A 24,828-nucleotide genomic window follows, 5' to 3' on the forward strand; every position below is an offset into this window, starting at 1 on the left:
CCGGTCAGGACTTGGTCGCCAGGGTGTCCAGCTCCACGGAGCCGATCTCCTTGCGGGAGGAGATCCCCAACTTCGCGAACACCTTGCGCAGATGCCATTCGACCGTGTGCGGGCTGAGGAACAGCCGCGCGGCGATCTCCGGATTCGTGAACCCGTCCCGGGCCAGCCGCGCGATCTCGGCCTCCTTCGCGGTGAACGTGACCGACGTCGCCGCGGCCCGTCGGCGCACCTTCACCCCGGCGGCCTGCAGTTCCCGTCGCGCGCGCTCCGCGAACGCCTCGGCCCCCGCTTCGCTGAGCATCTCGTAGGCCTCGCCCAACCGGGATCGCGCGTTCGCCCGTCGCCGTTCGAGGCGCAGCCACTCGCCGTAGCGGAGCCGTGCCCTGGCGCTGTCCATGCGGGTCTGGGCCAGGTCGAGCTGCTCGATCGCCTCCCGGTGCAGGGTTTCGGCGGCCGCTCCCTCTGCCACCAGAGCACGGACGGCGGCCGAGGTGCCCAGCGCCCAGGGCGTTCTGCTGACCTGGGCCATCTCCTCGATCGTGCGCACCGACTCGGCCACGCGCGCGGTCCGGCCCAGCCGGACCGCCGCCTCGACGAGTTCCACCCTGGACTGCAGGGACAGGCCGAGTTCCTGAGGGTTCTCGCAGCCACGCTCGGCGGCGGTGTAGGCCTCCTCGTAGCGGCCGAGGCCGTTGCAGAGGACCGCCTGCGCCCACTGGGTGGCAGTGATGACCTTGCCCTCGCTCTGGAGGAGACGGTCGTGCGTGACGGCCGCGATCGCCTGCCGGGCTTGGGCCTCCCTCCCCTTGAAGGGCTCCACGACGAGGGATCCGTAGTGGGCGAAGAAGCCGCTGCCCGTGGCCTCACCGATCGCGTCGGCTTCCACCGTGAGGGAGTCGGCGGCCCGAAGATCGCCCGCGAACACCCGGTTCGACAGACGCAGCAGCAGAGCGGGGGGCAGCACGGCGAGCGCTCCGTCCTGCCGGGCGTACTCGACCAGACGGGCGGAGAGTTCGGACCAGGCGGCGAAGTCCCACACGCTGTGTGCCATGCGGCACACAAGCGGAAGCCAGCCCAGGGCGTCCTGCGGTGTGCGGCGTTCCGTCCGGAAGGCGTTCACGGCGTCGAGGACGAGCGGAGCACCTGCGGAGTACCCCTCGGTGACCATCCGCGAAATGCCGGTCAGCAGGAGATCCTCGCGGTTGGCCGGGCGGTCGCGGCCCGGCACACTCAGCACGGCCTCGGCGACGTCGCGGACCCCGCCCGTGGCCAGCCGGCCCGCGGTCAGCGCCGCGTAGATGGCGTCCCGGTAGGTCTGGCGGGCCAGTTCGGAGTCGTACGGCTGGAGCTGCCGGGCCGCTTCGAGCAGCAGGGGCAGTCCCGCACTGGCGCTCTGGGCCGCGGACGTGATCTGTCCCCGCAGCAGGTTCGCCCGGCCGGTCCCCACCTCGCCGTGCGGGTTCAGGTCCGCCATGTCGACCAGTTCCCGCGCGGTGTCGTAGGCGCCCGCCTGGAACTTGGCCTGCGCGGCGGCCAGGGTCCTGGCTCCGCGCCGTTCGGCATCGGGGGTCAGCTCGCTGGCCCGGTGCAGGAAGGCCGCCGCGGCCGCGACTCCCCCGCGGCGGTGGGCGCGGCCGGCGGAGCCCTCGAGTTCCGCGGCCACGGCCTCGTCGGGCTCCGTGGCCGCGCTCGCCAGGTGCCACACCCGGCGCTCGGGGTCGAGGCTCGCGTCGATCGAGTCGGCCAACGCCTGGTGCACGCGGCGCCGTTCCTTGAAGTCGACGGCGCGGTACGCCGCCGAGCGGACCAGGGGGTGACGGAAGCGGACCCAGGTGCCGAGCGTCAGGAGGCCCGATGCCTCGGCATGGGTGACGGCGGTGTCCACCGGGATGTCCAGGCGTTCGGCGGCCTGCCGCAGCAAGGAGACGTCGCCGACCGGCTCGAGGGCGGCGATGAGCAGCAAGCGTTGTGCCTCGGCGGGGAGTGCCTGGATACGGCGGAGATAGCCCGTCTCGATCTGGCCGGCCAGGGGCCGGGCCGTGGGGCCGTCGAAGCCTCCTGCCATGTCCACGGCGGTCAGGCCGCGCGGCAGTTCGAGCAGGGCCAGCGGGTTTCCACGCGTCTCGGCGACGATCCGGTCCCGTACCCGTGGGTCGAGCGGTCCGGTGACGACCGCGTCGAGGAGTTGTTGGGAATCCCGTTCGTTCAGCCCGTGGACGAAGAGTTCGGGCAGGTCGGACAGAATCTCGCGGGAGCCGGACTCGCGGACGGCCAGGACCAGCAGCACCGATTCGGCGAGCAGTCGGCGCGCGACGAACTCCAGTGTCTGGGACGACACGCGGTCCAGCCACTGTGCGTCGTCGACCAGGCACAGCATGGGCTCGTCGCCGGCGGCCCCGGCCAGCAGGCTCAGCGTGGCCAGTCCGACCAGGAACCGGTCGGGCGCGTCTCCGGCCTGCATCCCGAACGCCGTGCGCAGGGCGGTGCGTTGTGGCCCGGGGAGATCATCGAGATGGGACAGCAGCGGGGCGCAGAGTTGGTGCAGTCCGGCATAGGACAGTTCCATTTCGGACTGCACGCCGGCCGCCCGCACAACGCGGAATCCACCGGCCCGGTCGATGAGGTGGTTGAGCAGTTCGGTTTTCCCGATCCCCGCCTCGCCGCGCACCACCACGACGCCGCTGCGACCGTCCCTGGCCTGCGCGAGCAGGTTATCGAGGACCCGGCACTCGTCTCGTCTCCCGATGAGCCCGGTCCGAGCCCCACCCCTCACCATGGCCGCCTCCTGCGGCCACGATACCCCCGGCGTTCACAGTGCCTGGGGCTGGCTCGAGATCGATGCTCTTCCCGCGGCTCGGGTCAGGGGCGCGAACTCACGAGGAGCACCGTGCCCACGAAGGTCAGCAGGGTCAGGACGGCCACCGCGATCAGCATCCAACGCATCCAGCGCAGGAAACGCCGATGGCGGGCCGAGTCGGCCTCGGCGACGCTGTCGGCGATGTGCTGCGTCACCACCCCGGCGACGTACTTCTGCTCGTCGAGGTACCACTCTTCGATGTCCCTCTTCTGCTGGTGGGTCAGCCCCACCGACTGCGCGATGAAGGCGGCCACGCGCTGACGGGCGGCACTGAGGTGAGCCTCCCGGTACAGGTAGGCCTCTATGTCGGCCAGCCCGCGAGCGGCCTGCTCTTCCGTGCTCATTGATGCGCTCCCGAAGTCGGCGGCCCGGCGCCCGGAGCGAAGCCGGGCCGCGAGGACGGCGCGATGACTCCGACCGCGCCTCGGTACCACGGTGGCTCAACCGGTGGCCTGTACCGCCTCGTCGACCAGGCGGGCGACGTCACCGGGACGGGAGACGGCGACCGCGTGGGAGGCGTCGACGGTCACGACCGTGGCCTTCGCGCGTTCGGCCATGAAGATCTGTACCTGGGCCGGGATGTTGCGGTCCTCGGTCGCCACGAGGACCCAGGACGGAATGTCCCTCCAGGCGGGGGCGGAGGCTCCCTCGGCCAGCGCGGCGTCGGCCACGGGCCGCTGGGTGGCGGCCATGACCGCCGCGGTCTTCTCGGGGACGTCGGCGGCGAACTGCTGGTGGAACTTGCTCTCCTCGATGTAGAGATCCGCCACCCGGCTGCCGTCGGGGAGGGCGATCGGCACGGCGTGGAGCGTCTCCCCGAGGGTGCTGCCCGGGAGCTTCCCGGACAGGTCGACCGCGCTCTCCCCTTCGTCCGGCAGAAAGGCCGCGACGAAGACGAGCGCCTTGACCCGGTCGAGTCCGCGTGCGGCGCTGCTGATCACCGAACCGCCGTAGGAGTGCCCGACGAGGACCACGGGGCCCGCTATGGACTCCACGAGCTGTCGGACGTAGTCGCTGTCCTTGCTGAGCCCGCGCAGCGGATTGCTCGCGGATACCACGGAATGGCCGTGGGACTGGAGCCTTTCGACTACGCCGTTCCAACTCGAGGAGTCCGCGAACGCTCCGTGGACGAGGACGACGGTCGGCTTCTGTGCACTCATGAAAGGGGCCTTTCATTCAGCCGGTGGCATGCGGCCTGCGCCCTGCGCGTGCCATCGGATGGAGGGTTGTACTGGTTCGAGGGACGTGCGGTCTTTCGGCGAGCGCGGAAAACAAACAGGGATCGTTTTCCGCGCCGTTGCAGCGCACGGAATCAATTGGTGCCGAGGGCTTTGCGCAGAACGTGGACGGCCTGCTCGATCGCCGCGGTGGAGGCCTGGGTTCCGCGGACCGGGTTCAGCATCATGAAGTCGTGCAGCGAGGCGTTGTAGCGGACGCTCGTGGTCGGCACACCGGCCTGGATCAGCTTGCGCGCGTAGGCCTCGCCCTCGTCGCGCAGCACGTCGTTCTCGTCGACGGCGACGAACGCCGGCGGCAGTCCCCGGAGCTCCTCCAGGGTCGCGCGCAGCGGGGAGGCGGTGACCTGGTCCCGCTCGGTCGGGTCGGTGGTGTAGGCGTTCCAGAACCACTCCATGGCCTTCGCCGTCAGGTGCGGCCCGTGGGCGAAGGTGCGGTAGCTCTCGGTGTCCTGCCCCGCGTCGGTGACCGGGTAGTACAGCGACTGGTGCAGGAACGTCACGTCGCCCCGCTGCTTGGCCAGGTGGGTGAGGGCGGCGCTCATGTTGCCGCCGACGGAGTCACCGGCGACGACCAGGCGGGAGCCGTCCAGCCCCTCGTCGCCGCCCTGGGCGGTGATCCAGCGGGCAGTGGCGTACGCCTGCTCGATGGCGACCGGGTACTTCGCCTCCGGGGAGCGGTCGTACTCGACGAAGGCCAGGGCGGCCTTCGCGCCCACGGCGAGTTCGCGCACCAGGCGATCGTGGGTGCCGGCGTTCCCGAGGATCCAGCCCCCGCCGTGGACGTAAAGGATCACGGGCAGGACGCCCGTGCTGCCGACGGGCTTGATGATGCGCACCCGCACATCGCCGACCTCCGCGGGGACGGTAATCCACTTCTCGTCCACGTCGGGCTTCTCGACCGGTCCGGACTGGACGTCGTCCAGCAACTTGCGGGCGCCTTCGACGCCCAGTTCGTACAGCAGCGGCGGCTTGGCGGTGGCGTCGGCGAATTCCTGCGCGGCGGGTTCGAGAACGATGTCACTCATGGCACGGTCCTTTACGGGCGGTGAGTTCGGGAGGTCTTTCCCTCCCATGAGACCGGGCCGGGGGTCATTGTGTGACGTGCCGGGGAAAGGGATGCGGAATGCACCCCGCGGGTCACTGGTCGGCTGAAGTCCGGTCGGCATCCGCGGGCTTCGGCAGCAGAAAGCCGTCGATGTACAGGTCGACGTGCTCGTTGTAGAACGCGGTCAGGCCCGCGATGCGGTGGACGTGGGCGGTCGGGAAGTCGTAGGTCCAGGCGATGTCCTCGTGGGAGGCGGCGTCACTGTCGAAGGACCAGTAGCTGCTCGTCGTCCCCTTGTACGGGCAGCGTGTGACCGTGTCCGAGTGGCGCAACCGGGTCCAGTCGATGGTCGCGGGGTCGAGGTAGTAGCGGGTCGGCAGGCCGGTCTCGAAGAGCTTGACGCAGTTGTCGGCCTCCGCGAGCACGACTCCGTCCAGCTCGACCCGGACCCTGCTGTTCGAACGCAGGGCGTCGACACGGGAGTAGGGGCTGCGGGGGTGCACGAAGACCGGCTCGTCCTCTTCGAGCCAGGTGTCCAGTGCTTCCCACTCGAAACGCACGGTGTCATGCAGAGCGCCCGGAGCGCCCTCGCCCCAGACCCACGCCGCCCCTTCGCGGACCTCCGGTCCGACCTGAAGAGTGTGACGGTGCGCCGGGCCGGCACCGAGCTGCTCCATATGTCCGTCGTCGCGGAGCTCCCCGTCGACCAAGTCCTCGACGGGGATGCTGAATTGCGGGTATGCCTGCCATTCCCACACGTACAGGGCACGGCGGGTGTCGAAGACGACCCGGCCGGCGACCATCCCCCGGATGCGGCGCGGGACGGGTTCGACGTGCCCGATCGGAACGATGAGGCTCGGATGCAGAACACTTTCGGTTGCCATGGTGATCACCTTGTATTCGCTGACGGTGTGCCGTGATGCTATCGGGCTGTGTACGGCCGTCCGGACGTGGTGCCTGGTACCAGCATCTTCACACGGTGTCACATCGCTATCCCGGTGAACCGGGACCCGCGGTGTCACAGATCCGGCAGGTTCCCGGTCAGTGGACCGTAACTGTTCCGCACCTGAGGAGATCCCCCGTGGAAGCTCGCATCAACTACTTCGGCAACGCTCTCGCCGGCAAGGTCATGAAGCACCTGAACTCGGCCGGGGCGGCGGTGCACTCGACCCTGCCGGTCGCCACTCAGGAGCTGGTGAAGATCCGTGCCAGTCAGATCAACGGCTGCGGCTTCTGCACCGACATGCACACCAAGGACGCCACCGCCGCCGGCGAGGAGCAGCAGCGGCTGAACCTGGTGGCCGTGTGGCGCGAGGCGTCGGTCTTCACCGAGGCCGAGCGCGCGGCCCTGGAACTGACCGAGCAGGGCACGCGCATCGCGGACGGCTCGGCCGGGGTGTCGGACGATGCCTGGGCGAACGCCGCCAAGCACTACGACGAGGACCAGCTCGCGGCGCTGATCTCGTTGATCGCGGTCATCAATGCCTACAACCGCATCAACGTCATCAACCGGCAGCCGGCCGGCGGCTACAAGCCCGGCATGTTCGGCTGAGCCGACCGCTCCGGCCCGGCCGGACGCGCGGGTCCGTCACCCGGCCACCCCGGCCATCGGCCGGGCGACGGACCCCGGCCCGCCCGGTGTCCGCCCGGTATCCGCTCGCCCCACTGCACCGACTGCCGCCGTCGCCCGGAGTGATCCCGCCCCGCCGGCCCGTGGTCACCGGACGACGCCAGGACACGACATGAAGCACTCTCCCGCCACGGACGGCGCCGCCCCTGTTCCCGTTCCCTTGCTCCGGATCGCCAGTGCCCGCGGCCGGTGGACCCTGCTGGCCACGGTGCTGGGATCGAGTGTGGTCCTGCTCGGCTCCACCGTCACCAACGTCGCGCTGCCGCGCATCGGCCGGGAGTTCGGCGCCGATCTCGCCGTGCTCCAGTGGACGGTGAACGCTTACATGCTGGCCCTGGCGGGCCTGATCCTGCTGGGCGGTTCCCTGGGCGACCGACTCGGGCGGCGGCGGGTCTTTGTCGTGGGCGTCGTGTGGTTCGCGGTCGCCTCGCTGCTGTGCGCTCTCGCGCCGAACGCCGGCACGTTGATCGCCGCCCGGGCGCTGCAGGGCGTCGGCGGCGCGCTGCTCACCCCCGGCTCGCTCGCGATCATCGAGGCCTCCTTCCACCCGGACGACCGGCCGCGCGCGATCGGCCTGTGGTCCGGCTTCGGCGGGATCGCGGCGGCCCTCGGACCGTTCCTCGGCGGGTGGCTGGTCGACGGCCCCGGCTGGCGGTGGACGTTTGTGCTGAGCATCGTCCCGGCGCTGCTGTGCGTGCCCGTCGCGCTGAACCACGTCCCGGAATCCGTGGGCGGGCTCCGCGAGGACACGGTGGTGGCCACCGGCGCTGCCGGCCGGGGGCGTTGGGCTTTCGACGTACCCGGCGCCGTCCTGGGCGCCCTGGCCCTCGCCCTGACCACCTACGCGCTGACCGCGGCACGCCACGGTGGGCCGGTGGCCGTCGCCGCGGCAGTCGGCGGCGTCGTCTGCGGCGCCGCCTTCCTCCACGTGGAGCGGCGCAGCGCCGACCCCATGATGCCGCCGGCGATCTTCTCCTCCCGGCAGTTCACCGCCATAAACCTGATCACCCTGTGCGTCTACGCGAGCACCGGCGGGTTCTACTTCCTGGCCGCGCTGCAGCTGCAGATCGTCGTCGGGTACTCGGCCCTGGCGGCCGGCGCGGCCATGCTGCCCACCACCGTGCTGATGCTGCTGTTCTCCTCCGGCTCGGGGGTGCTCGCCCAGCGGCTGGGGCCCCGGATCCCGCTCACTCTCGGACCGCTGGTGTGCGGCGCGGGCATGCTGATGATGCTGCGGGTCGGGCCGGGCGCGTCCTACCCGGCCGACGTCCTGCCCGCGCTGGTGGTGATGGGAACCGGCATGGTCGTCCTGGTCGCTCCGCTGACCGTGACCCTGTTGTCCTCGGTGGACGCATCGAACGCCGGGCTGGCCAGCGGCATCAACAACGCCGCGGCGCGGGCGGCCGGGCTGATGGCCGTGGCAGCGCTGCCGCTCCTGGTCGGGATGGGGCCGGACGCCTACCGGTCGGGCGCCGCCTTCGACGCGTCGTTCCGCAGGGCCATGCCGCTGTGTGCGGGGCTGCTGGCCGTCGGCGCGGCGCTGGCCTTCGCCCTGTTGCGGCAGACCGCCGCGGCCCCGCACCGGCCGCAACGTTGGGCCCACGGCGGGCTGTTGGAGCCGCCGCTGGTCTCCCGCTTCACTCATCACCGAACCGTCGAATGACCCCCGGCCGGGCTTGTCGACCGACGCACCGGCGAACCCCGCCGGTCCTGTCGCAGAGAAAGAGAAGAGGAACCAGTCATGTCGTATCCGTATCCGGAACAGAAGTACTGGGGCGAGGACGGTGAGGTCAGCGCCGTCTTCCGGCCTGCCACCACACCGCCGAACCTCGGCCAGAGCGGTACGGGCAAGGACGCCACCCACTACCTGGCGACAACCGCCACCACCCGGGGCGAGTTCGGGCTGTACCGGGTGGAGATGCGGCCCCGGGCGGGCGGCCCCAAGACGCACTTCCACAAGCGGATCTCCGAATCGTTCTACATCCTGGACGGCACCGTGCGCGTCTTCGACGGTGTGCAGTGGGTCGACGCCCGCAAGGGGGACTTCCTGCACGTGCCGCAGGGCGGGCTGCACGCCTTCCGGAACGACTCCGACGCCCCGGCCGACATGCTGCTGCTGTTCACGCCGGGCGCTCCGCGCGAGGAGTACTTCGAGCAGGTGTCGCAGCTGGCGCACGCTTCGGAGGAGGAGCGGGCCGCGTTCTTCGACCGGCACGACTCGTACTTCGTGGAGTAGGAGCAGCGACCGGGAAGAAGGCCGCAGGCAGAAGCGGGGCTCTGTGCCCGTGACACCGGCAGTCGCCGGTGTCACGGGCACAGGGCCCCGCGCAGCTGTCAGGCGGTCGGCCGCGGTGCGCGCAGGTGGGCGCGCTCCTTCAGTTCCGCCTCGTCGACCAGCTCCAGCATGGGCTTGCCGGGCGCGCACATCATCGTGACGACGAACTCGGTCCGCTCGTCGTCCAGAGCGTTGCCGTCCTGGTAGTGGATGGCGTCGCCGCCGGGCTCCCAGAAGGTGCCGCCGGCCTCGACGACGCGCTCCGGCTCCCCTTCCAGTTCGAAGCGGACGGCACCCTTGATGACGTAGCCGAACGCCGGGCCGGAGTGGCGGTGCGGCGGGGTACCGGGGTCGCCGGGCTCCCACTCGACGTGGATGGTCATGGCCGAGGCGCCCTCGGGAACGGTGACCGGTGAGGCGTCCTGGAGCATCTTCGCCGCCCGGGTCCAGCTGGGGCCGTCCTCGCCGCCCGTGCCGTGCCCGTGTCCGTGGTGGCCGTGCTGGGTGTGCTGTGAGTTCTCCGACACTGGGTCGCACCTTCCGTGGTTGCACCGTGTCCGCGCGACACATCGTCCGCGCATTCACGTGATCGTCGCGGTCGTGGCGACCGCTCGATTCTCCTGACCGGGTCCCCCGGGAATCTGTGACACGCGGTGACGGTCGGCCGCGCCCAACACGGTGTCACAAGAACCGGCTCCGACCTGTCTAGGTGTGGTGAGCACGGTGGCACGCGGACGCCCGCCGCCGTCGCCGCCGCCCATCGGACACCCGGCAGGGTCATCGGCCCCCGACGAAGGAGATCCAGATGAGAGTCGTCGTTGTAGGTGCCACCGGTCTGATCGGTTCCCGGACGGTCGCCAGGCTCCGCGACCACGGGGTGGAGGTCGTGCCGGTCTCGCGCGCGGACGCGGTCGACGTGAGCACCGGGCAGGGCCTGGAGCGGGCCGTGCGCGGCGCCGAGGTGGTCGTGGACGTCACCGACGCCCCCTCACGGGAGCAGACGGTCAGTACGCGGTTCTTCACCGCCTCGACGGGCCATCTCCTCAAGGCCGCTGCCGCGGCGGGCGCGGAGCACTATGTGGCGCTGTCGGTGGTGGGCGCCGACCTCGTCGGCTCGGGCTACTTCCGGGCCAAGGCGACGCAGGAAGACCTGGCGCGGCACGCCACCGTGCCCTACACCCTGGTGCGCGCCACTCCGTTCCACGAGTCCGTCGAGGCGATCGCGACGGACGGCATCCGGCCCGACGGTGTGCACGTGCCGCCTCTGCTGGTGCGCCCGGTCTCGACGGACGACGTCGCCGCGGCGGTCGCCCATGCCGCAGTGGGACTGCCCCGCTTCGGGATGCTCGAGGTCGCGGGACCGCAGGAGCTCCGGCTCGAGGAGGCCACCGGCGAGCTGCTGGCCGTCCTGGGCCGGACCGGGCCGGTGGTCGCCGACGCGCGGGCGCCCTTCTTCGGCGCGGTGGTCGGGGAGCGGGCCCTGCTGCCCGGACCGGACGCCCACCTGGGCCACCACACCTTCACCGAGTGGCTCAAGAGCCGCTGACTCCGGCGGGCGACGCCGCGCCGTCGCCCGCGCTTCCCGTCGGCCGCCGACCCCTGTGTCCGCGGCCGGCCCCACCCGTCCCAACGCCGTGCCAGGAAGGCTGCGCCATGAACGATCCGTCCCGGCCCACTGAGACACCCGCGATCAGTGAGCTCGACCAGCTACCCGACCGTGACCGGGAGGAGACCGCCGAGTGGCGGGCCTCTCTCGACGCCGTCGTGCGCAACGCCGGGCCGGAGCGGGCGGCGTACCTGATGCGGCGCGTGCACGAGTTCGCCGAGGCGTCCGGGACCCAGCTGCCCCCGCTGCTGTCCTCGGACTACATCAACACCGTCCCGGCCGCCGCGCAGCCCGAGTTCGGCGGTGACCTGGAGATGGAGTCCAGGATCACCGCGCTCAACCGGTGGAACGCCGCCGCGATGGTCACCCGGGGTTCACGCCTGGGGCTCGGCGGCCACATCTCCACCTACGCGTCGGCGGCCTGGCTCTACGAGATCGGGTTCAACCACTTCTTCCGGGGCAAGGACGGCGACGGCTCCGGCGACCAGCTCTTCCTGCAGGGGCACGCCTCCCCGGGCATCTACGCACGGGTGTTCCTCGAAGGGCGCCTGAGCGCCGAGCAGTTGGACGGCTTCCGGCGGGAGGCGAGCGGTCACGGCCTGCCGTCGTACCCGCACCCCCGGCGGCTGCCGTGGCTGTGGGAGTTCCCGACGGTCTCCATGGGTCTCGGGCCGCTCGGCGCCGTCTACCAGGCCCGCTTCAACCGCTATCTGCACGCGCGCGGCATCAAGGACACCTCCGCCTCACGGGTGTGGGCGTTCCTGGGCGACGGGGAGATGGACGAGCCGGAGTCGATGGCCGCCCTGACGCTCGCCTCCCGTGAGGGCCTGGACAACCTCACGTTCGTCGTCAACTGCAACCTGCAGCGCCTGGACGGGCCGGTCCGCTCCAACTCGAAGATTGTCCAGGAGCTGGAGGCACGGTTCCGGGGCGCGTGCTGGAACGTGGTCAAGACGTTGTGGGGAGAGGCTTGGGACCCGCTGCTGGGGCAGGACAGCACGGGTGACCTGGTGCGGCGGCTGGGCGAGGTGCCCGACGCGCAGCTGCAGACGCTGGCCGCGCGGGACGCCGCGTACATACGCGAGAACTTCTTCACCGGGGACGCCCTGTCCGCCCTCTCCGCGTCCCTGAGCGACGCGCAGGTGGTGGAACTGTTCGAGAACTCCCGCGGCGGACACGAGCCGTTGAAGGTGTACGCCGCCTACCGGACCGCGGTGGAGCACCGGGGCGCGCCGACGGTGGTTCTCGCCCAGACGGTCAAGGGCCACACGTTGGGCTCGGCGTTCGAGTCGCGCAACGCCAACCACCAGATGAAGAAGCTCACGATGGCTCAGTTCCGTGAGCTGCGCGACGTGCTGGAGCTGCCCATCCCCGACAGCGCGCTCGCCGGGGACCAGGTCCCGTTCTGGCATCCCGGGGCGGACTCGCCCGAGGCGCGGTACCTGCGCGAGCGACGGGCCGGGTTGGGCGGCCCCCTCCCGCTGCGCCGGGTGACGGCCGCGCCGCTGCCGGAGCCGCCCGCCAAGCCCTTCGAGGCCCTGGAGAAGGGGTCCGGCCACCAGGAGATCGCCACCACGATGGCGCTGGTCCGGCTGGTCAAGGACCTGATGCGGGACGAGCGGAGCGGCGCGCGCTGGGTGCCGATCGTTCCCGACGAGGCCCGCACCTTCGGCATGGAGTCGATGTTTCCCACGGCCGGCATCTACTCGCCGCAGGGTCAGAACTACGACCCCGTCGACGCGGACCAGCTCCTCCACTACATGGAGAGCACCACCGGGCAGCTCCTCATCGAGGGCATCACCGAGGCCGGTTCCGTGGCCGAGTTCACCGCCGCGGCGACCTCGTACGCCACCCACGGCGAGCCGATGATCCCGTTCTACATCTTCTACGCGATGTTCGGATTCCAGCGCACCGGCGATCAGTTCTGGGCGCTCGGCGACCAGATGGGCCGTGGCTTCGTGGTCGGTGGCACCGCCGGGCGCACGACCATGACCGGCGAGGGTCTGCAGCACGGTGACGGCCATTCGCATCTGCTGGCCGCCACCAACCCGGCGGCGGTCAGTTACGACCCGGCCTTCGCCTACGAGATCGCGGTGATCGTCCGGGACGGCCTGCGCCGGATGTACGGCGAGCGGCCCGAGAACGTCTTCTACTACCTGACCGTGTACAACGAGCCGAAGCATCAGCCGGCCATGCCGGCGGTGCCGGGCATCGAGGAGGGCATCGTCCGGGGCGTCTACCGGTTCCGGCCCGCCGGGCCCGGCGCCGCCGGGCCACGGTTGCAGCTGCTGTCCTCCGGTACGGCCGTCCACTGGGTCCTGCGGGCGCAGGAACTCCTCGCCTCCGACTGGGGCGTGCACGCCGACGTGTGGTCGGTGACGTCCTGGACGGAGCTGCGCCGGGACGCGATGCGCGCCGACGACGCCAGGATGCGCGGCGAGGAGCGCACACCGTTCGTCACCCGGGCGCTCGCGGGCGCGCCCGGTCCTGTGCTGGCGGTCAGCGACTGGATGCGGCAGGTACCGGATCAGATCAGCCAGTGGATCGAGCAGGACTACTACTCCCTGGGCACCGACGGCTTCGGTCTGTCCGACACGCGTGAGGACGTCCGCCGGTACTTCCGGGTGGATGCCGAGTCGATCGTCGTGACCGCGCTGGACCGGCTGGTCCGGGCCGGGCAGGTCCCCCCGGCGACCGTCGGACAGGCCCGCGAGCGCTACGGCCTCGACCGCTGAGCGACGCCGGACGCGACCGGCCCCGCACGACACAGACCACGAACGACAGATCCGGCGGGCCGTCGCGTCGCGCCCGCCGGTGTTGAGGAGTTGACGACATCATGACGGTTTCCGTGACCCTGCCCGCCCTCGGCGAGTCCGTCACCGAAGGCACCGTGACCCGTTGGCTGAAGCAGGTCGGCGACCGCGTCGAGGCCGACGAACCCTTGCTGGAGGTCTCCACCGACAAGGTCGACACCGAGATCCCCTCCCCGGCGGGCGGTGTCCTGCTGGAGATCACAGTGGCAGAGGACGAGACCGTCGAGGTCGGCGCCGCCCTCGGCGTCATCGGCACACCGGTCAAGGCCCCGACGGACCCGGCCCTCATGCCGGTCGCACCGTCAACACCCCGGGCCGAGCCCGCCTCCCCGACCCCGGATCCGGCCACGGCACCGTCTCCGGTTCTGACTCCGGCCCCGGCACCGTCCCCGGCTCCGCTCCCCTCGCCTGTGCCGGCGGCCGCAGTTCCTGCCGCCCCACCCGTCGGCGCTCCGGCCGCCGGCACAGAAGCCTCCTCACTGCGAGGCCGTACGGTGCCGATGACCCGCATACGCAAAGCCATCGGGAACAACCTGAAGAAGGCGCTGCAGGAGCAGGCGCAGCTGACCACCACGGTGGAGGCCGACGTCACGCGGCTCATGCGGCTGCGCAGCCGGGCGAAGGACGGCTTCCTCGCCCGCGAGGGGTTCAAGCTGTCGCCGCTGCCCTTCTTCATCAAGGCCGCCGCCCAGGCGTTGAGGGCGCACCCGGTCGTCAACGCCAGGATCGACGAGGCCGCGGGGACCATCATCTACTTCGACACCGAGAACATCGGCATCGCGGTCGACACGGAGGACGGCCTGATGACCCCGGTCGTCAAGGCGGCCGGGGACCTGACGGTCGCCGGGCTCGCCCGGGCCGTCCACGACCTGGCCGGCCGGGCCCGCGGCGGGCACCTCACTCCCGACGACGTGACGGGAGCGACGTTCACCATCTCCAACACCGGTTCGCGCGGCGCGCTGTTCGACACCGTCATCGTGCCGCCGAAGGAGGCCGCGATCCTGGGCGTGGGCGCGACGGTCAGGCGGCCGGCGGTCGTCCGCGACGGCGACGACGAGGTCATCGGCATCCGGGACCTGGTGCACCTGTCGTTGTCGTACGACCACCGGCTGGTGGACGGGGCGGACGCGGCCCGCTACCTGACCTCGGTCACGGCGATCCTGGAGGCCGCGGCGTTCGAGGACGACCTGTACGCCGACACCGTGGCGTAGGAGAAGGAGCGCCGGTGCGGCCCTCCCGCCGCACCGGCGCAGGCATGTGGTGTCATCCGCCCTTGCCGCCCTGCGGACACCGGCCACAAAACCGTGGCCGGCTCGCGCGCTCCGTGCGGAGGACGGCGAGGTCCCGGGCCCGCGCCCAGGCGGTGACGGTGTCGCCTTCCTGCGTGCGGTGCACGGGAACGTCCGCGTGGCGCAGGATGGCATCGATCCGTTCGTCCCCTGCCAGGAAGAGACCGTAGAGGCTCTCCCAGCCGCCGCTGAGCGCGTGCCGCGCCAGACGTCGCAGGAGACGGGTTCCGAGTCCGCGGCCCTGCCAGGAGTCCTCGACCAACAGCGCGGCCTCCACGGCCGAGTGATCCGGCATCAGATGTCCGACGGCGACGAAGCGTCCGGTGACGTCCAGCACGGCCAGGTGGACCGAACCGGGGCGGGTCAGCAGAGTGGGCAGGTAGGTGCGGGGGTCGGGCATCGCCCGGTGGTAGCGGCTCCACAGGGTCTGTGGTGAGCAGCGGCGGTGCAGCGCCACGGTTCGGGCGAGGTCGGCGGGGCCTATCGGTGTGATCCGCGGTTCGCGGCGCATGAGCTGGTCCTTGCACATCCGGGGCCGGTGCGGGAGGTGGCCCGCCGCAGCGTCGGCCGGTTGAGCGGGTCGCGGACACCTGACCGGCCGCACCGGCCGGGTGTGACTCGCGACGAGCCGTGCGGACGGGCTCGCGGCAGCGCGCCCGTCCGCACAGGACCCGTCTTGCGGTGTCAGCGCACCGAGTGAGCGGCGTCCTCGATGACCTCGGTGACCTTTCCGGGCTTCGAGACGCTCACCGCGTGGGAGGCCCGTACCTTCGAGGTGTGGGCGTGGGCCCGCTGGGCCATGAACTCCTGGGCCGTGGGCGGGATGTTGAGGTCCTGTGTGGCGACCAGGACCCATGAGGGGATGGTCTTCCAGGCCGGCTCGGCCGCGCCCTCGGCCAGGGCGGCGTCGGTGATCGGCCGCTGCGTGACGGCCATCAGGTCGGTCTTGTCACGAGGCACGTCCGCTGCGAACTGGTGGCGGAACTTGTCGTTGTGGATGTAGAGGTCGTTGACCTGGGAGCCGTCGGCGTTCGTGGTCGGTACCGGCCGCAGCGCGTCGCCGAGCGTGCTGCCGGGGAACTTCCCCGACAGGTCGGCCGCGCTCTCGCCTTTGTCCGGGAGGAAGGCCGCGAGATAGACCAGCGCCTTGACGTTCTCGTTGCCGGTGGCCGCGTTGCTGATCACCGAGCCACCGTAGGAGTGCCCGGCCAGGACGATGGGCCCGTCGATGCCGGCCAGGACATCCTTGAGGTAGGTGGAGTCGCCGCTCAGGGAGCGCAGCGGATTGGCGACGGTGACCACCGGGTACCGGTCGTGCCGCAGCTTGCGGATGACGTCGTTCCAACTCGTGGAGTCGGCGAACGCGCCGTGGACCAGGACGACGGTGGGCTTGGGCGCCTCGGTGGCGGCGCCCTTGTCGGCGGCGGCCGGGCCGGTCGTGGTGACGAGCAGCCCGGCGAAGATGCTCGCGGTGGCGAGGGCTGTGAGAGCGGTACGGTCCCGGCTGGTGCGGGAGGTTCGGTCCATGTCGATTGCCTTTCGGACGGGATCGGTGATCGGTGCCCGCGTCTCCCGGACGGGAAGCGGGTGTTGGTGCCGGCGGCCGGTAAGAGCTGAGTGACCGTCTGCCGGGGTGCTGGGGAGGCCGCTTCGGCCGCGAGGACGGCGCCGGTGCCGCCGCGCGGCTTCAGGGCCGATGCCGCCCGGTGAGCTCCTTGTGCTCGGTCGGCGAGGGTTTGGGGATCTGGGCGCCCGGGCCGTAGAAGGCACGGCTGAGCGCGACGCGCAGGCGCCGGGTGCGGGCGGGCGCGGAGCCGTCAGGGTCCCGGTCGGGCCCGCCCTCCAGGGGTCGGTACTGCTCGTGGGCGGTGAGGGTGTGCAACCGCGCCTGGTCGAGGGGCTCGTGGACCTCGACGTACTCGCCGTGCGGCAGTCGTTTGATGACGCCGGTCTCGCGTCCGTGCAGCACTTCGTCGCGGTCGCGGCGCTGCAGGGCCAGGGCGAGGCGCTTGGTGATCACGAAGGCCAGGACCGGGACGACGAACAGGCCGACGCGCACGGTCCACGTCACTGAGTTGACGGAGAGGTGCAGCCTGGTGGCTAGCACGTCGTTGGCGGCGCCGATGAGCGCCACCGCGTAGACGCTGAGCCAGGCCACCCCCAGGGCGGTCCGCACGGGGCGGTTGCGGGGGCGGTCCAGCAGATGGTGGTCACGGTCGTCGTCCGTGACCCAGGCTTCCAGGAAGGGGTAGGCGCCCATCGCCAGGAAGAGCAGCATCCCGCCCAGCAGGGGCAGGAGGTTGTCCAGGGCCAGGGTGTGGCCCCACAGGTCGATCTCCCAGCCGGGCATGACGCGCAGCAGGCCGTCCGCGACGCCCATGTACCAGTCCGGCTGGGATCCGGCGGAGACCTGGTCGGGGCGGAAGGGGCCGTATTCCCACACGGGGTTGATCTGGGCCACGGCGGCCATGAAGAAGATCACGCCGGACACGAAGCAGAAGTAGCCGGCGGACTTGACGGCATGAACCTTGAACGGAAGGCCGACGACGTTGTTCTCGGTCCGGCCCGGCCCGGCGTACTGCGTGTGCCGGTGGCGTACGGCAAGAGCCACATGGCCGACCAGCAGGGCGATGATCAACGCAGGGATGACCAGCGTGTGCAGGGTGTTGAAGCGGGCGATCAGGTCCTCACCGGGGAACTCGCCGCCGAAGAGGAAGAACGACAGGTAGGTCCCGACGACCGGGATCGACAGCAGAGTGCCGTTGACCACCTGCAGGCCGGTTCCTGACAGCAGGTCGTCGGGCAGGTCATAGCCGGTCAGGCCCGCGAACATGGCCAGGACGAGCAACAAGAACCCCAGCACCCAGTTCAGCTCACGCGGCTTGCGGAACGCGCCGGTGAAGAAGACCCGCAGCAGGTGCACGAACACCGCGGCGACGAAGACCAGTGCCGCCCAGTGGTGAGCCTGGCGGACGAGCAGACCGCCGCGGACGTCGAAGGAGATGTGCAGGGTCGAGTCGAAGGCCTGGGACACCAACTGCCCCCGCAACGGCGCGTACCTGCCGTCGTAGACCACGAGGTCGGCGGACGGGTGGAAGTAGAGGCTGAGGTAGACACCAGTGATCAGCAGGATGACGAGACTGTAGAGCGCGATCTCGCCGAGCAGGAACGACCAGTGGTCCGGGAAGACCAGGCGGCGCGCGGAGCGAGTCAGCCCTCGCAGGCCCGTCCGGCTGTCCACCCACGTGGCGAGTCTCTCTCCGCCGCGCCCCCGCTCCGGCTCGGCCGGCCGGCTGTCGTTGCCCATCTCGTCACCATTCGTTTCTGCGTCGCACTCCGGGGCTCGCCGTCTCTGGTCCCGCATCGGGTCAGCGCACAGCGGGCACGACGGAGCCGATTCGTCCAGAACTGCACTGCCTGCACTGACTGCACTGTTCAGGTGCATTCATGAACTGCTGTCCCAGTCAAGACCGGCGAGACGGCGAAGGTGTGACACCGTCGCGTGGCCCGACGTCAGCGTGTGACGACGTTCTCCGGCTCCTCACCAGCGGCGAACCGGGCCAACTGCCGTCGGATGAGCGCCTCGAGACGGGGCCACAGGTCGGGGGTGAAGGCGCCGACGTGCGGGGTGATCAGGACGCCGGGCGCTGTCCAGAGCGGATGCCCCGGCGGGAGCGGCTCGGGTTCGATCACGTCGAGGGCGGCCCGCAGCCGACCGCCGTGCACCTCCTTCAGCAGGGCGTCGGTGTCGACGACCGCTCCCCGGGACACATTGACGAGCAGGGCGCCGTCCTTCACACGGGCCAGCAGTCCGGCGTCGAAGAGCTGACGGGTCGCCGCGGTCAGCGGAGTGGACAGCACGATCACGTCCGCGTCCGCGACGAGCCCGGGCAGTCGCGAGACGGAGTGCACCGGCCCCTGCCGCGCGTCCCTGTCCTGGCGCCCGACGCGGGTGACGACGCAGCCGAAGGGTGTCAGGAGCTCCTCCAGCGCGGAGCCGACGGCGCCGTGGCCGACGATGAGCACGGACCGCTCGTACAGGGACGAGAAGGTCCGCGGGTTCCAGTCCTCCCGGTCCTGGGCACGGAGCGACTCCGGTATGCCCCGCAGACAGGCGAGGATCAGCGTCAGAGCCAGCTCCGCCGTTCCGGCGGCCGGGACCCCCCGCGCGCTGCACAAGGTCACCTCACGGGGAAGGCGATCGAGTGCCGCCCGCAGTTCGTCGGTACCGGAGCTGAGTGCCTGAACCGCCCGCAGACGTGTCATCCGGGCGAGCGGCCCGGCGATGATGTCGATGTCCTTGGTCAGAGGCGGCACATAGAACTCCACCTCCACCGGGTCCGTCGGGAAGGCCGAACGGCCGTCCCAGCGGGCGTAGTCGAGCCCCGGGGGCAGATCGGCGAGACGGCCGAACTGTGCGGGCAGCCATACCTGTGGGGAACGCGCGGTCATGACGACGTACTCCGCTCTCACGACGGTTTCGGGGCCGGTGCGCTCGGCCGTCCGGTCGGTGCCCTGCCATGGGGCCACTGACCTGGGGCGCGGCGGCGTCGCCGGCGGGAAGGGGCACCGGTCCGGTCGCGAAGGTCGGAGACGGGGCCGAAGAATTGACTGCGCACCGTGTGTATCTGTGACAGCGGTGCGCGGTTGCTGCCCTCGTGTCACACACTCTGCTCATACGTTGTCATGTCGGGCATGCACACTGTCATATCCAGAGCGCCGAACATCCGACGGGAATCCGACTCCTACGCGGTGACCGCTGAGTTCTACGACATCCTGCAGGCCGACGAGGACGAGGCGCGGGTCCGTCGCCTGTACGGCCGTGAGGTTGCCAAGGCCCGCAGCGGCGTGCTGGACATCGGGGCCGGTACCGGGCGGGTGACGATGCTGGCGCTGGCCGACTCCTGGGCAGATGTGCACGCCGTCGAGCCGGCCCGGGCCATGCGCACGTCCCTGCTGACCCGGCTCGCCTCCCTTCCCGCCGAGCAGCGGGACCGGGTGACCGTGCACCCGCACCCCCTGGACGAGGCGGCGCTGCACGCGGTCGCGGACGTGGCCGTCTGTCACAACATGGTGGGCTGCCTCCCACCTGCCGCACGCGAGAGGTTGTGGTCCGCGATCGGCGGGGCTCTCACCCCTGACGGTTCGCTGTTCCTGCAGCTGCCGCCGGCCCGCCTTCCGGTCCGCACCGTCGTGCGCGTGCTGGCGGACAAGCGAGTCGGCGAGCACATCTACGGCGGGCGGATGACGATGTCGGCCGCCGGCTACCGCATCCGCACCCGCGTCGACTACTGGGTCAGAAATGCCGAGGACGTGCTGCGGGAACACTCCGAGACGTTCTGGATGTGGCCCGCGACGCGCGCTCGGCTCGTCGACGAGCTGGCACAGCACGGATTCGTCCCGCTCCCGGGACACAACGACTCGGAGCTGCTGGCCGTGACTCTTCGGAGCGGTCGGTGAGACGCCGTACGGAGTGTGTCTTCTTCAGGCGGCGTTGTCACAACCGGGCTTGCCGCCCGGTCTTCTGGACGGCCCCACCACACGGCTCGCTGTGCGCGCCACACCATCTGGGACGGGATTCATCATGTCGCGTGTGAAAACTTTCGTGATCGTCGGGGGCGGCCTGGCCGCCGGAAAGGCCGCGGAGGAACTGCGCGCGCACGGTCACGACGGGCCTCTCGTCGTCATCGGCGACGAGCAGGAACGGCCCTACATCCGGCCGCCGCTGTCCAAGGGCTATCTGCTGGGCAAGGAGGACCGCGAGTCGGTCCACGTGCACCCCGAGGACTGGTACCGGGCGAACGACGTCGACCTGCTGCTCGGTCGGAACGTGACGTCCATCGACCGGCGGGGCAGCGCGGTGACGCTGGACGGCGGCAGCCGTGTGCCCTACGACCAGCTGCTCCTGGCGACCGGTTCCGCGCCACGCCGCCTGGCCGTCCCCGGGGCGGACCTGGACAACGTGCTGTACCTGCGGCGTCTGGGCGACAGCGACCGTCTCAGGGCCGCCTTCAGCGAGGGCGCGCGGATCGTGGTGATCGGCGGCGGATGGATCGGCCTGGAGACGGCGGCGGCCGCCCGGACGGCCGGGGCGGACGTGACCGTGCTCGAGCACGGGGAACTGCCTCTGCTGAAGGTCCTGGGACGCGAGGCGGCCGAGGTCTTCGCCGGCCTGCACCGGGAACACGGTGTCGACCTGCGAGCCCGCGCGGAGATCGAGCGCATCACCGGAACCGGCGGACGCGCGGACGGCGTCCTGCTCGCCGACGGCACCCACCTGCCCGCGGACGCCGTGGTGGTCGGTGTGGGCATCACGCCCAATGTCCGTCTGGCCGAGGACGCGGGCCTGGACGTGCGCAACGGCATCGTCACGGACGCGCACCTGAGGACCTCCGCCGAGAACATCCATGCCGCCGGTGACGTCGCCAACGCCTACCACCCGCGGCTCGGCCGCCATCTCCGGGTGGAGCACTGGGCGAACGCACTGCACCAGCCGCGCACGGCCGCGCTGAGCATGCTGGGCAAGGAAGCGGTCTACGACCGGCTGCCGTACTTCTACACCGATCAGTACGACCTCGGAATGGAGTACACCGGATACGCGGAGCCGGACGGCTACGACCGCGTCGTCTTCCGCGGAGCGCGGGACGAACGGCGCTTCATCGCCTTCTGGATGTCCGGCAAGCGCGTCCTGGCCGGCATGAGCGTCAACGTGTGGGACGTCGTCGACTCGATCCGGTCCCTCGTCGAGTCCGGCGTGGAGACCGACGACGCCGTCCTCTCCGATCCCGCAGTCCCCCTGGAGAGTCTGCTTCCGTGAGGCACCGCCGGACCCCGCCATCCCGTTCATCTGCCAAGAGAGGACCAGCCATGGCCCCCGAGCCCCCTGCCATCCTGGACGCCGGCCCGTTCGACGGCGTCGACCCGGACGAGTTCGTACGAGCGGCCATGCGCTGGCACTTCGACCGGGCGACCGGTTCGCGCTACTGGCTGGACCGGGCCGACCGACTCGGTTTCGATCCCCGGCACGACGTCAAGGGAGTGGCCGATCTGGCCCTCTTCCCCGATCTGACCGACGAACTGCGGGAGGTCCCGGTGACGGACCTGGTCCCCCGCGGTTACGGGAGCGACGTCCGGCTGGTCAACGTCTTCGACAGCGGCGGGACGACCGGGGCGCCGAAGCGGGTCGTCCAGCTTGACGACTGGGTGTCGCACAGCACGGAGCAGATCGACCGGCGGCTGCGCGCCCACGGCCTGCCCACCGGTACCCAGTGGTTGACCGTGGCGCCGACCGGCCCGCACCTGGTGGGGGACGTCCTGCAGCGGGCGGCACGGTCCCTGGGCGGTCCGGGGCTGAGCGTCGACATGGACCCGCGGTGGGTGAGGAAACTGGTCGCCGCGGGCCGCAGCGACGAGGTCGAGTCCTACACCGACCACCTCGTCGACCAGTGCCGACGGATTCTGTCGACCCAGGACATCGGCGTGCTCGCCGCCACCACCCCGCTGTTGGAGCGCTTCGCCCGGGAGGACGACCTTCTGGAGCGGATCAACGGCTCGGTGAGGGCCATCGTCTGGGGCGGCACGCACATGGACCCCGACACCCGCCACCTGCTGGCCACGGACGTCTTCCCCGACACCCCTCTCGTCGGCATGTACGGCAACACCATGATGCTCACCGCGCTCCTCGAGCGAGTCGGTCTCAGCGCCGCCCAGCCCTGCGTGTTCGATCCGGTGTCGCCGTACGTGTTCCTGTCGGTCGTGACCCCTGGCACCCGGGAACCGGTCGGGTTCGGTGAACGCGGCCAGGTGATCGTCAGCCACGTCAGCAAGTCCATGCTCATTCCCAACAACGCGGAACGCGACACGGCCGTACGCGTGCGGCCGGTCGACGGCCAGGCGGGTGACGCCGTGGCCGATGTGGCACCGGTCCCCACGGTCGAGGGCGACCGGGTGATCGAGGGCGTGTACTGATGACGGCCGCCGGAGCTTTCCCGCCGGTCCATCTGGACGCGCTGGGCCCCCGCGGTCCCTACCGGACGCGGGTGCCGAGCACGGTGCAGGACGTGACCGGCGCCGAGGTGGCGCGGCTGAGCCTGGTGCCGCCGGTGTACGTGACCCGGACGCTGTCCGCGCTGCGCAAGGCCGAGCCCGTACCGGCGGCCCGTGTCGACGCACTCCTTGAGGCGGCCGCCGAGGAGTTCGCCACCGGCACCGTCGGCGGCCTGGACGTAGGCGAGTACGAGCACCTCGTCAGCCGCACCTCCGGAACTCCGCTCCCGGTGGTGCGCACCGCGACCCGGGGCACAGCGCGCTTCGTCGCTCTGGCGCGCTCGTCCACGGAGCAGGGCAGGCCGCGCGGGACGCTCGCCGGCCGCGAGCGCGCGGGTGCCGGGCACGCCGTATGGGCACGACGGGGTGACGTGTTCGCGGTCAACGCCTCCGGCAACCACCCCGGTGTCCACCGGCTGTGGCTGGAGGCCCTGACCCTGGGCTACCGCGTCGCCGTACGCCCGTCGCGGCGCGAGCCGTTCACCCCGCACCGGCTGGTCGCCGCGCTGCACCGCGCGGGTGTCCGACAGGACCAACTGGTGCTGCTTCCTACGGACCATCGAGCCGCCGACGCGCTGATCCGCGGCGCCGACCGCGCGGTGGTGTACGGCGGCGACGACATGGTCGCCCGGTACGCCGGCGATCCCCGCGTGTTGCCCCAGGGGCCCGGCCGGAGCAAGATCCTCGTCACCGCGGACACCGACTGGCGCCGGCACCTCGACACGATCGTCGCGTCGGTCGCCGACGAGGGCGGCACCGCGTGCGTCAACGCCACCGCCGTGCTCGTCGAGGGCGATCCGGCACCGCTCGCCCAGGCCCTCGCGGCCCGCCTGTCCCGGCTGCCCGGTCTGCCGCCCCAGGACGAGCGGGCGGTGCTTCCGGTGTGCGGCCTGGACCGGGCCCGGGCTCTCGACTCCCACCTGCGGTTCGTGGCGGCCGGGACCCGGCCCTGGCTCGGCGGCGACGGCATCGTGGAGGATCTCGGCGACGGAAGTGCCGCGCTGCGCCCCGCGGTCCACCAGGTCGACCGGGCCGACGCCGAGCAGCTGCGGACCGAACTGCCCTTCCCCTGCGTGTGGGTGGCGCCCTGGAACCGTACGGACGGCATCGCTCCGCTGCGGGACACGCTCGTCCTCTCGGCCTATACCCGCGACCGGGCCCTGCTCGACGCGCTGCTGGCGGAACCCACCGTCGCCAATGTGTACGTCGGCGACCACCCGACCTACTGGATGGCTCCCGGCGTGCCCCACGACAGCTATCTGTCGGACTTCCTGATGCGCAGCAAGGCGGTCGTCGGCACGCTGTGACCGGAGCTCAGTGGTGCACGAGCAGCATCAGCGCGGTCCCCAACGCCATGGCCCCGTGGCGCGTTTGTCCGTACGGATCCGTCGGTGCGGCGCCGTGCGCGCGGTCGGTGTCGGACCGGAGCGATGGCATGGGGCGAGTCAACAACCAGATGGCGCACGCCAGGAGATACGACGTCAGCACGGCGGTGACCACCGTGGCCGGTCCTGCGGTGTTGCCGAGAGATCCGGCCGAGACGTGCTCCCGGCCGTGGGACGGGCGCAGCATCCAGGCCATCGCCGCCATGCCCACGGCGGACGGCAGTTGTGCGGTGATGGCCGCAACGGCGTGCGCCGGGCGGCGGTCGAAGGCCGTCAGGGAGAACCACACAGCGGCGGCCGTGAAGAGGAGCGTCGCTGTCCAACCGGGCAGCGAGCGGCCGAGACTCCAGGGCATCGCCGCCATGGCCGCGGCCATGGCGGCGTGCAGGAGGTGGTCCACCCTGTCACGGCCTCCGGTGCCCCGGGGCCGCAGGCCCTGCCACAGCGCGTGCGCCGCGACAACGGAGAAGAGCACCGTGAGCAAGCCGTGTTCGACGTCGACGGGTGTACGCATGGACGTCATTTCCCACACTGTGTGTGCCTTCCTGGTCCCTTGCCGTACGCAGTCATGACCAGGTGCGCGATCCATCCGTGACACGGAGAACGTGACGTGATCAGGACCCAGGAAAAGGAACGAATACCAC

At 71.0% G+C, this 24,828-nt stretch carries 21 protein-coding genes; 10 read left to right on the forward strand and 11 right to left on the reverse strand.

The features are described 5' to 3' along the window. Nucleotides 1-4 precede the first annotated feature (4 nt). The 5 genes from OP79_RS28565 to OP79_RS28585 all read right to left on the reverse strand — a co-directional run bounded on the left by OP79_RS28565 (nt 5) and on the right by OP79_RS28585 (nt 6,024). On the reverse strand, nt 5-2,776 hold the full coding sequence (locus OP79_RS28565) for an ATP-binding protein (protein ID WP_033324189.1): 2,772 nt from the start codon (nt 2,774-2,776) through the stop codon (nt 5-7). An 83-nt stretch (nt 2,777-2,859) separates the two neighbouring features. Beyond that, nucleotides 2,860-3,201 (reverse strand): hypothetical protein, encoded by a 342-nt coding sequence (locus OP79_RS28570; protein WP_033324191.1) that lies wholly within the window; start codon nt 3,199-3,201, stop codon nt 2,860-2,862. Nucleotides 3,202-3,297: 96 nt separating this feature from the next. After that, nucleotides 3,298-4,017 (reverse strand): alpha/beta fold hydrolase, encoded by a 720-nt coding sequence (locus OP79_RS28575; protein ID WP_033324193.1) that lies wholly within the window; start codon nt 4,015-4,017, stop codon nt 3,298-3,300. A 152-nt stretch (nt 4,018-4,169) separates the two neighbouring features. Next, nucleotides 4,170-5,120 (reverse strand): alpha/beta hydrolase, encoded by a 951-nt coding sequence (locus OP79_RS28580; RefSeq protein WP_033324195.1) that lies wholly within the window; start codon nt 5,118-5,120, stop codon nt 4,170-4,172. 112 nt (nt 5,121-5,232) lie between these two features. After that, a complete protein-coding gene (locus OP79_RS28585; protein ID WP_033324277.1) occupies nt 5,233-6,024 on the reverse strand; it encodes a DUF427 domain-containing protein in 792 nt (263 codons plus the stop codon). 197 nt (nt 6,025-6,221) lie between these two features. On the opposite strand from OP79_RS28585, the gene OP79_RS28590 reads away from it, so the two are divergent. From OP79_RS28590 to OP79_RS28600, 3 genes are all read left to right on the forward strand, one after another. Further along, on the forward strand, nt 6,222-6,692 hold the full coding sequence (locus tag OP79_RS28590) for a carboxymuconolactone decarboxylase family protein (RefSeq protein ID WP_033324196.1): 471 nt from the start codon (nt 6,222-6,224) through the stop codon (nt 6,690-6,692). A gap of 190 nt (nt 6,693-6,882) precedes the next feature. Then, nucleotides 6,883-8,433: an MFS transporter gene (locus OP79_RS28595; protein WP_033324198.1), complete on the forward strand. Its 1,551-nt coding sequence runs from the start codon at nt 6,883-6,885 to the stop codon at nt 8,431-8,433. A gap of 78 nt (nt 8,434-8,511) precedes the next feature. After that, nucleotides 8,512-9,006, forward strand: coding sequence for a cupin domain-containing protein (locus OP79_RS28600; RefSeq protein WP_033324200.1), 495 nt, complete (start codon nt 8,512-8,514; stop codon nt 9,004-9,006). Nucleotides 9,007-9,104: 98 nt separating this feature from the next. Here OP79_RS28600 and OP79_RS28605 read toward each other — a convergent pair whose 3' ends face one another. Then, nucleotides 9,105-9,572 carry a cupin domain-containing protein gene (locus tag OP79_RS28605; RefSeq protein WP_033324202.1) on the reverse strand — a complete coding sequence of 156 codons (468 nt, stop codon included), beginning with the start codon at nt 9,570-9,572 and terminating at the stop codon, nt 9,105-9,107. A 278-nt stretch (nt 9,573-9,850) separates the two neighbouring features. Between OP79_RS28605 and OP79_RS28610 the strand changes: the two genes are divergently transcribed. The 3 genes from OP79_RS28610 (at nt 9,851) to OP79_RS28620 (ending at nt 14,675) form a co-directional block, all read left to right on the forward strand. Further along, nucleotides 9,851-10,591 carry an SDR family oxidoreductase gene (locus OP79_RS28610; protein ID WP_033324204.1) on the forward strand — a complete coding sequence of 247 codons (741 nt, stop codon included), beginning with the start codon at nt 9,851-9,853 and terminating at the stop codon, nt 10,589-10,591. A 107-nt stretch (nt 10,592-10,698) separates the two neighbouring features. Then, nucleotides 10,699-13,386 (forward strand): pyruvate dehydrogenase (acetyl-transferring), homodimeric type, encoded by a 2,688-nt coding sequence (gene aceE, locus OP79_RS28615; RefSeq protein WP_033324206.1) that lies wholly within the window; start codon nt 10,699-10,701, stop codon nt 13,384-13,386. Between the two features lie 101 nt (nt 13,387-13,487). After that, complete coding sequence (locus OP79_RS28620) at nt 13,488-14,675, forward strand: 2-oxo acid dehydrogenase subunit E2 (RefSeq protein WP_051744987.1); 1,188 nt, start codon at nt 13,488-13,490, stop codon at nt 14,673-14,675. A gap of 52 nt (nt 14,676-14,727) precedes the next feature. Here OP79_RS28620 and OP79_RS28625 read toward each other — a convergent pair whose 3' ends face one another. From OP79_RS28625 to OP79_RS28640, 4 genes are all read right to left on the reverse strand, one after another. Then, nucleotides 14,728-15,264 (reverse strand): GNAT family N-acetyltransferase, encoded by a 537-nt coding sequence (locus tag OP79_RS28625; protein ID WP_078492058.1) that lies wholly within the window; start codon nt 15,262-15,264, stop codon nt 14,728-14,730. A gap of 173 nt (nt 15,265-15,437) precedes the next feature. Further along, complete coding sequence (locus tag OP79_RS28630; RefSeq protein ID WP_078492059.1) at nt 15,438-16,280, reverse strand: alpha/beta fold hydrolase; 843 nt, start codon at nt 16,278-16,280, stop codon at nt 15,438-15,440. Nucleotides 16,281-16,440: 160 nt separating this feature from the next. Next, entirely contained in the window at nt 16,441-18,060 is a 1,620-nt protein-coding gene (gene qcrB, locus OP79_RS28635; protein ID WP_033324208.1) for a cytochrome bc1 complex cytochrome b subunit, read from the reverse strand. A gap of 206 nt (nt 18,061-18,266) precedes the next feature. After that, on the reverse strand, nt 18,267-19,205 hold the full coding sequence (locus OP79_RS28640) for a 2-hydroxyacid dehydrogenase (protein ID WP_033324284.1): 939 nt from the start codon (nt 19,203-19,205) through the stop codon (nt 18,267-18,269). Between the two features lie 243 nt (nt 19,206-19,448). On the opposite strand from OP79_RS28640, the gene OP79_RS28645 reads away from it, so the two are divergent. From OP79_RS28645 to OP79_RS28660, 4 genes are all read left to right on the forward strand, one after another. Beyond that, nucleotides 19,449-20,213 (forward strand): class I SAM-dependent methyltransferase, encoded by a 765-nt coding sequence (locus OP79_RS28645; RefSeq protein ID WP_033324210.1) that lies wholly within the window; start codon nt 19,449-19,451, stop codon nt 20,211-20,213. Nucleotides 20,214-20,337: 124 nt separating this feature from the next. Continuing rightward, nucleotides 20,338-21,570: an NAD(P)/FAD-dependent oxidoreductase gene (locus tag OP79_RS28650; RefSeq protein ID WP_033324211.1), complete on the forward strand. Its 1,233-nt coding sequence runs from the start codon at nt 20,338-20,340 to the stop codon at nt 21,568-21,570. Between the two features lie 50 nt (nt 21,571-21,620). Next, on the forward strand, nt 21,621-22,721 hold the full coding sequence (locus OP79_RS28655; protein WP_033324213.1) for a phenylacetate--CoA ligase family protein: 1,101 nt from the start codon (nt 21,621-21,623) through the stop codon (nt 22,719-22,721). After that, nucleotides 22,721-24,106 (forward strand): aldehyde dehydrogenase family protein, encoded by a 1,386-nt coding sequence (locus OP79_RS28660; RefSeq protein WP_033324215.1) that lies wholly within the window; start codon nt 22,721-22,723, stop codon nt 24,104-24,106. The genes OP79_RS28655 and OP79_RS28660 overlap by 1 nt, the downstream gene beginning before the upstream one ends. Nucleotides 24,107-24,113: 7 nt before the next feature. Here OP79_RS28660 and OP79_RS28665 read toward each other — a convergent pair whose 3' ends face one another. Next, nucleotides 24,114-24,707 (reverse strand): DUF5134 domain-containing protein, encoded by a 594-nt coding sequence (locus tag OP79_RS28665; RefSeq protein WP_051744988.1) that lies wholly within the window; start codon nt 24,705-24,707, stop codon nt 24,114-24,116. Nucleotides 24,708-24,828: the final 121 nt, after the last annotated feature.

The sequence above is a fragment of the Streptomyces yerevanensis genome, from assembly GCF_000716805.1.
GTDB classification, from domain to species: domain Bacteria; phylum Actinomycetota; class Actinomycetes; order Streptomycetales; family Streptomycetaceae; genus Streptomyces; species Streptomyces flaveus.

Excerpts from the sequence above, each read along its gene's own strand:
- OP79_RS28565 (WP_033324189.1), bottom strand. The coding sequence starts at position 2,776 with ATGGTGAGGGGTGGGGCTCGGACCGGGCTCATCGGGAGACGAGACGAG.
- OP79_RS28570 (WP_033324191.1), bottom strand. The coding sequence starts at position 3,201 with ATGAGCACGGAAGAGCAGGCCGCTCGCGGGCTGGCCGACATAGAGGCC.
- OP79_RS28575 (WP_033324193.1), bottom strand. The coding sequence starts at position 4,017 with ATGAGTGCACAGAAGCCGACCGTCGTCCTCGTCCACGGAGCGTTCGCG.
- OP79_RS28580 (WP_033324195.1), bottom strand. The coding sequence starts at position 5,120 with ATGAGTGACATCGTTCTCGAACCCGCCGCGCAGGAATTCGCCGACGCC.
- OP79_RS28585 (WP_033324277.1), bottom strand. The coding sequence starts at position 6,024 with ATGGCAACCGAAAGTGTTCTGCATCCGAGCCTCATCGTTCCGATCGGG.
- OP79_RS28595 (WP_033324198.1), top strand. The coding sequence starts at position 6,883 with ATGAAGCACTCTCCCGCCACGGACGGCGCCGCCCCTGTTCCCGTTCCC.
- OP79_RS28600 (WP_033324200.1), top strand. The coding sequence starts at position 8,512 with ATGTCGTATCCGTATCCGGAACAGAAGTACTGGGGCGAGGACGGTGAG.
- OP79_RS28610 (WP_033324204.1), top strand. The coding sequence starts at position 9,851 with ATGAGAGTCGTCGTTGTAGGTGCCACCGGTCTGATCGGTTCCCGGACG.
- aceE (WP_033324206.1), top strand. The coding sequence starts at position 10,699 with ATGAACGATCCGTCCCGGCCCACTGAGACACCCGCGATCAGTGAGCTC.
- OP79_RS28620 (WP_051744987.1), top strand. The coding sequence starts at position 13,488 with ATGACGGTTTCCGTGACCCTGCCCGCCCTCGGCGAGTCCGTCACCGAA.
- OP79_RS28625 (WP_078492058.1), bottom strand. The coding sequence starts at position 15,264 with ATGCGCCGCGAACCGCGGATCACACCGATAGGCCCCGCCGACCTCGCC.
- OP79_RS28630 (WP_078492059.1), bottom strand. The coding sequence starts at position 16,280 with ATGGACCGAACCTCCCGCACCAGCCGGGACCGTACCGCTCTCACAGCC.
- qcrB (WP_033324208.1), bottom strand. The coding sequence starts at position 18,060 with ATGGGCAACGACAGCCGGCCGGCCGAGCCGGAGCGGGGGCGCGGCGGA.
- OP79_RS28640 (WP_033324284.1), bottom strand. The coding sequence starts at position 19,205 with ATGACCGCGCGTTCCCCACAGGTATGGCTGCCCGCACAGTTCGGCCGT.
- OP79_RS28645 (WP_033324210.1), top strand. The coding sequence starts at position 19,449 with ATGCACACTGTCATATCCAGAGCGCCGAACATCCGACGGGAATCCGAC.
- OP79_RS28650 (WP_033324211.1), top strand. The coding sequence starts at position 20,338 with ATGTCGCGTGTGAAAACTTTCGTGATCGTCGGGGGCGGCCTGGCCGCC.
- OP79_RS28655 (WP_033324213.1), top strand. The coding sequence starts at position 21,621 with ATGGCCCCCGAGCCCCCTGCCATCCTGGACGCCGGCCCGTTCGACGGC.
- OP79_RS28660 (WP_033324215.1), top strand. The coding sequence starts at position 22,721 with ATGACGGCCGCCGGAGCTTTCCCGCCGGTCCATCTGGACGCGCTGGGC.
- OP79_RS28665 (WP_051744988.1), bottom strand. The coding sequence starts at position 24,707 with ATGACGTCCATGCGTACACCCGTCGACGTCGAACACGGCTTGCTCACG.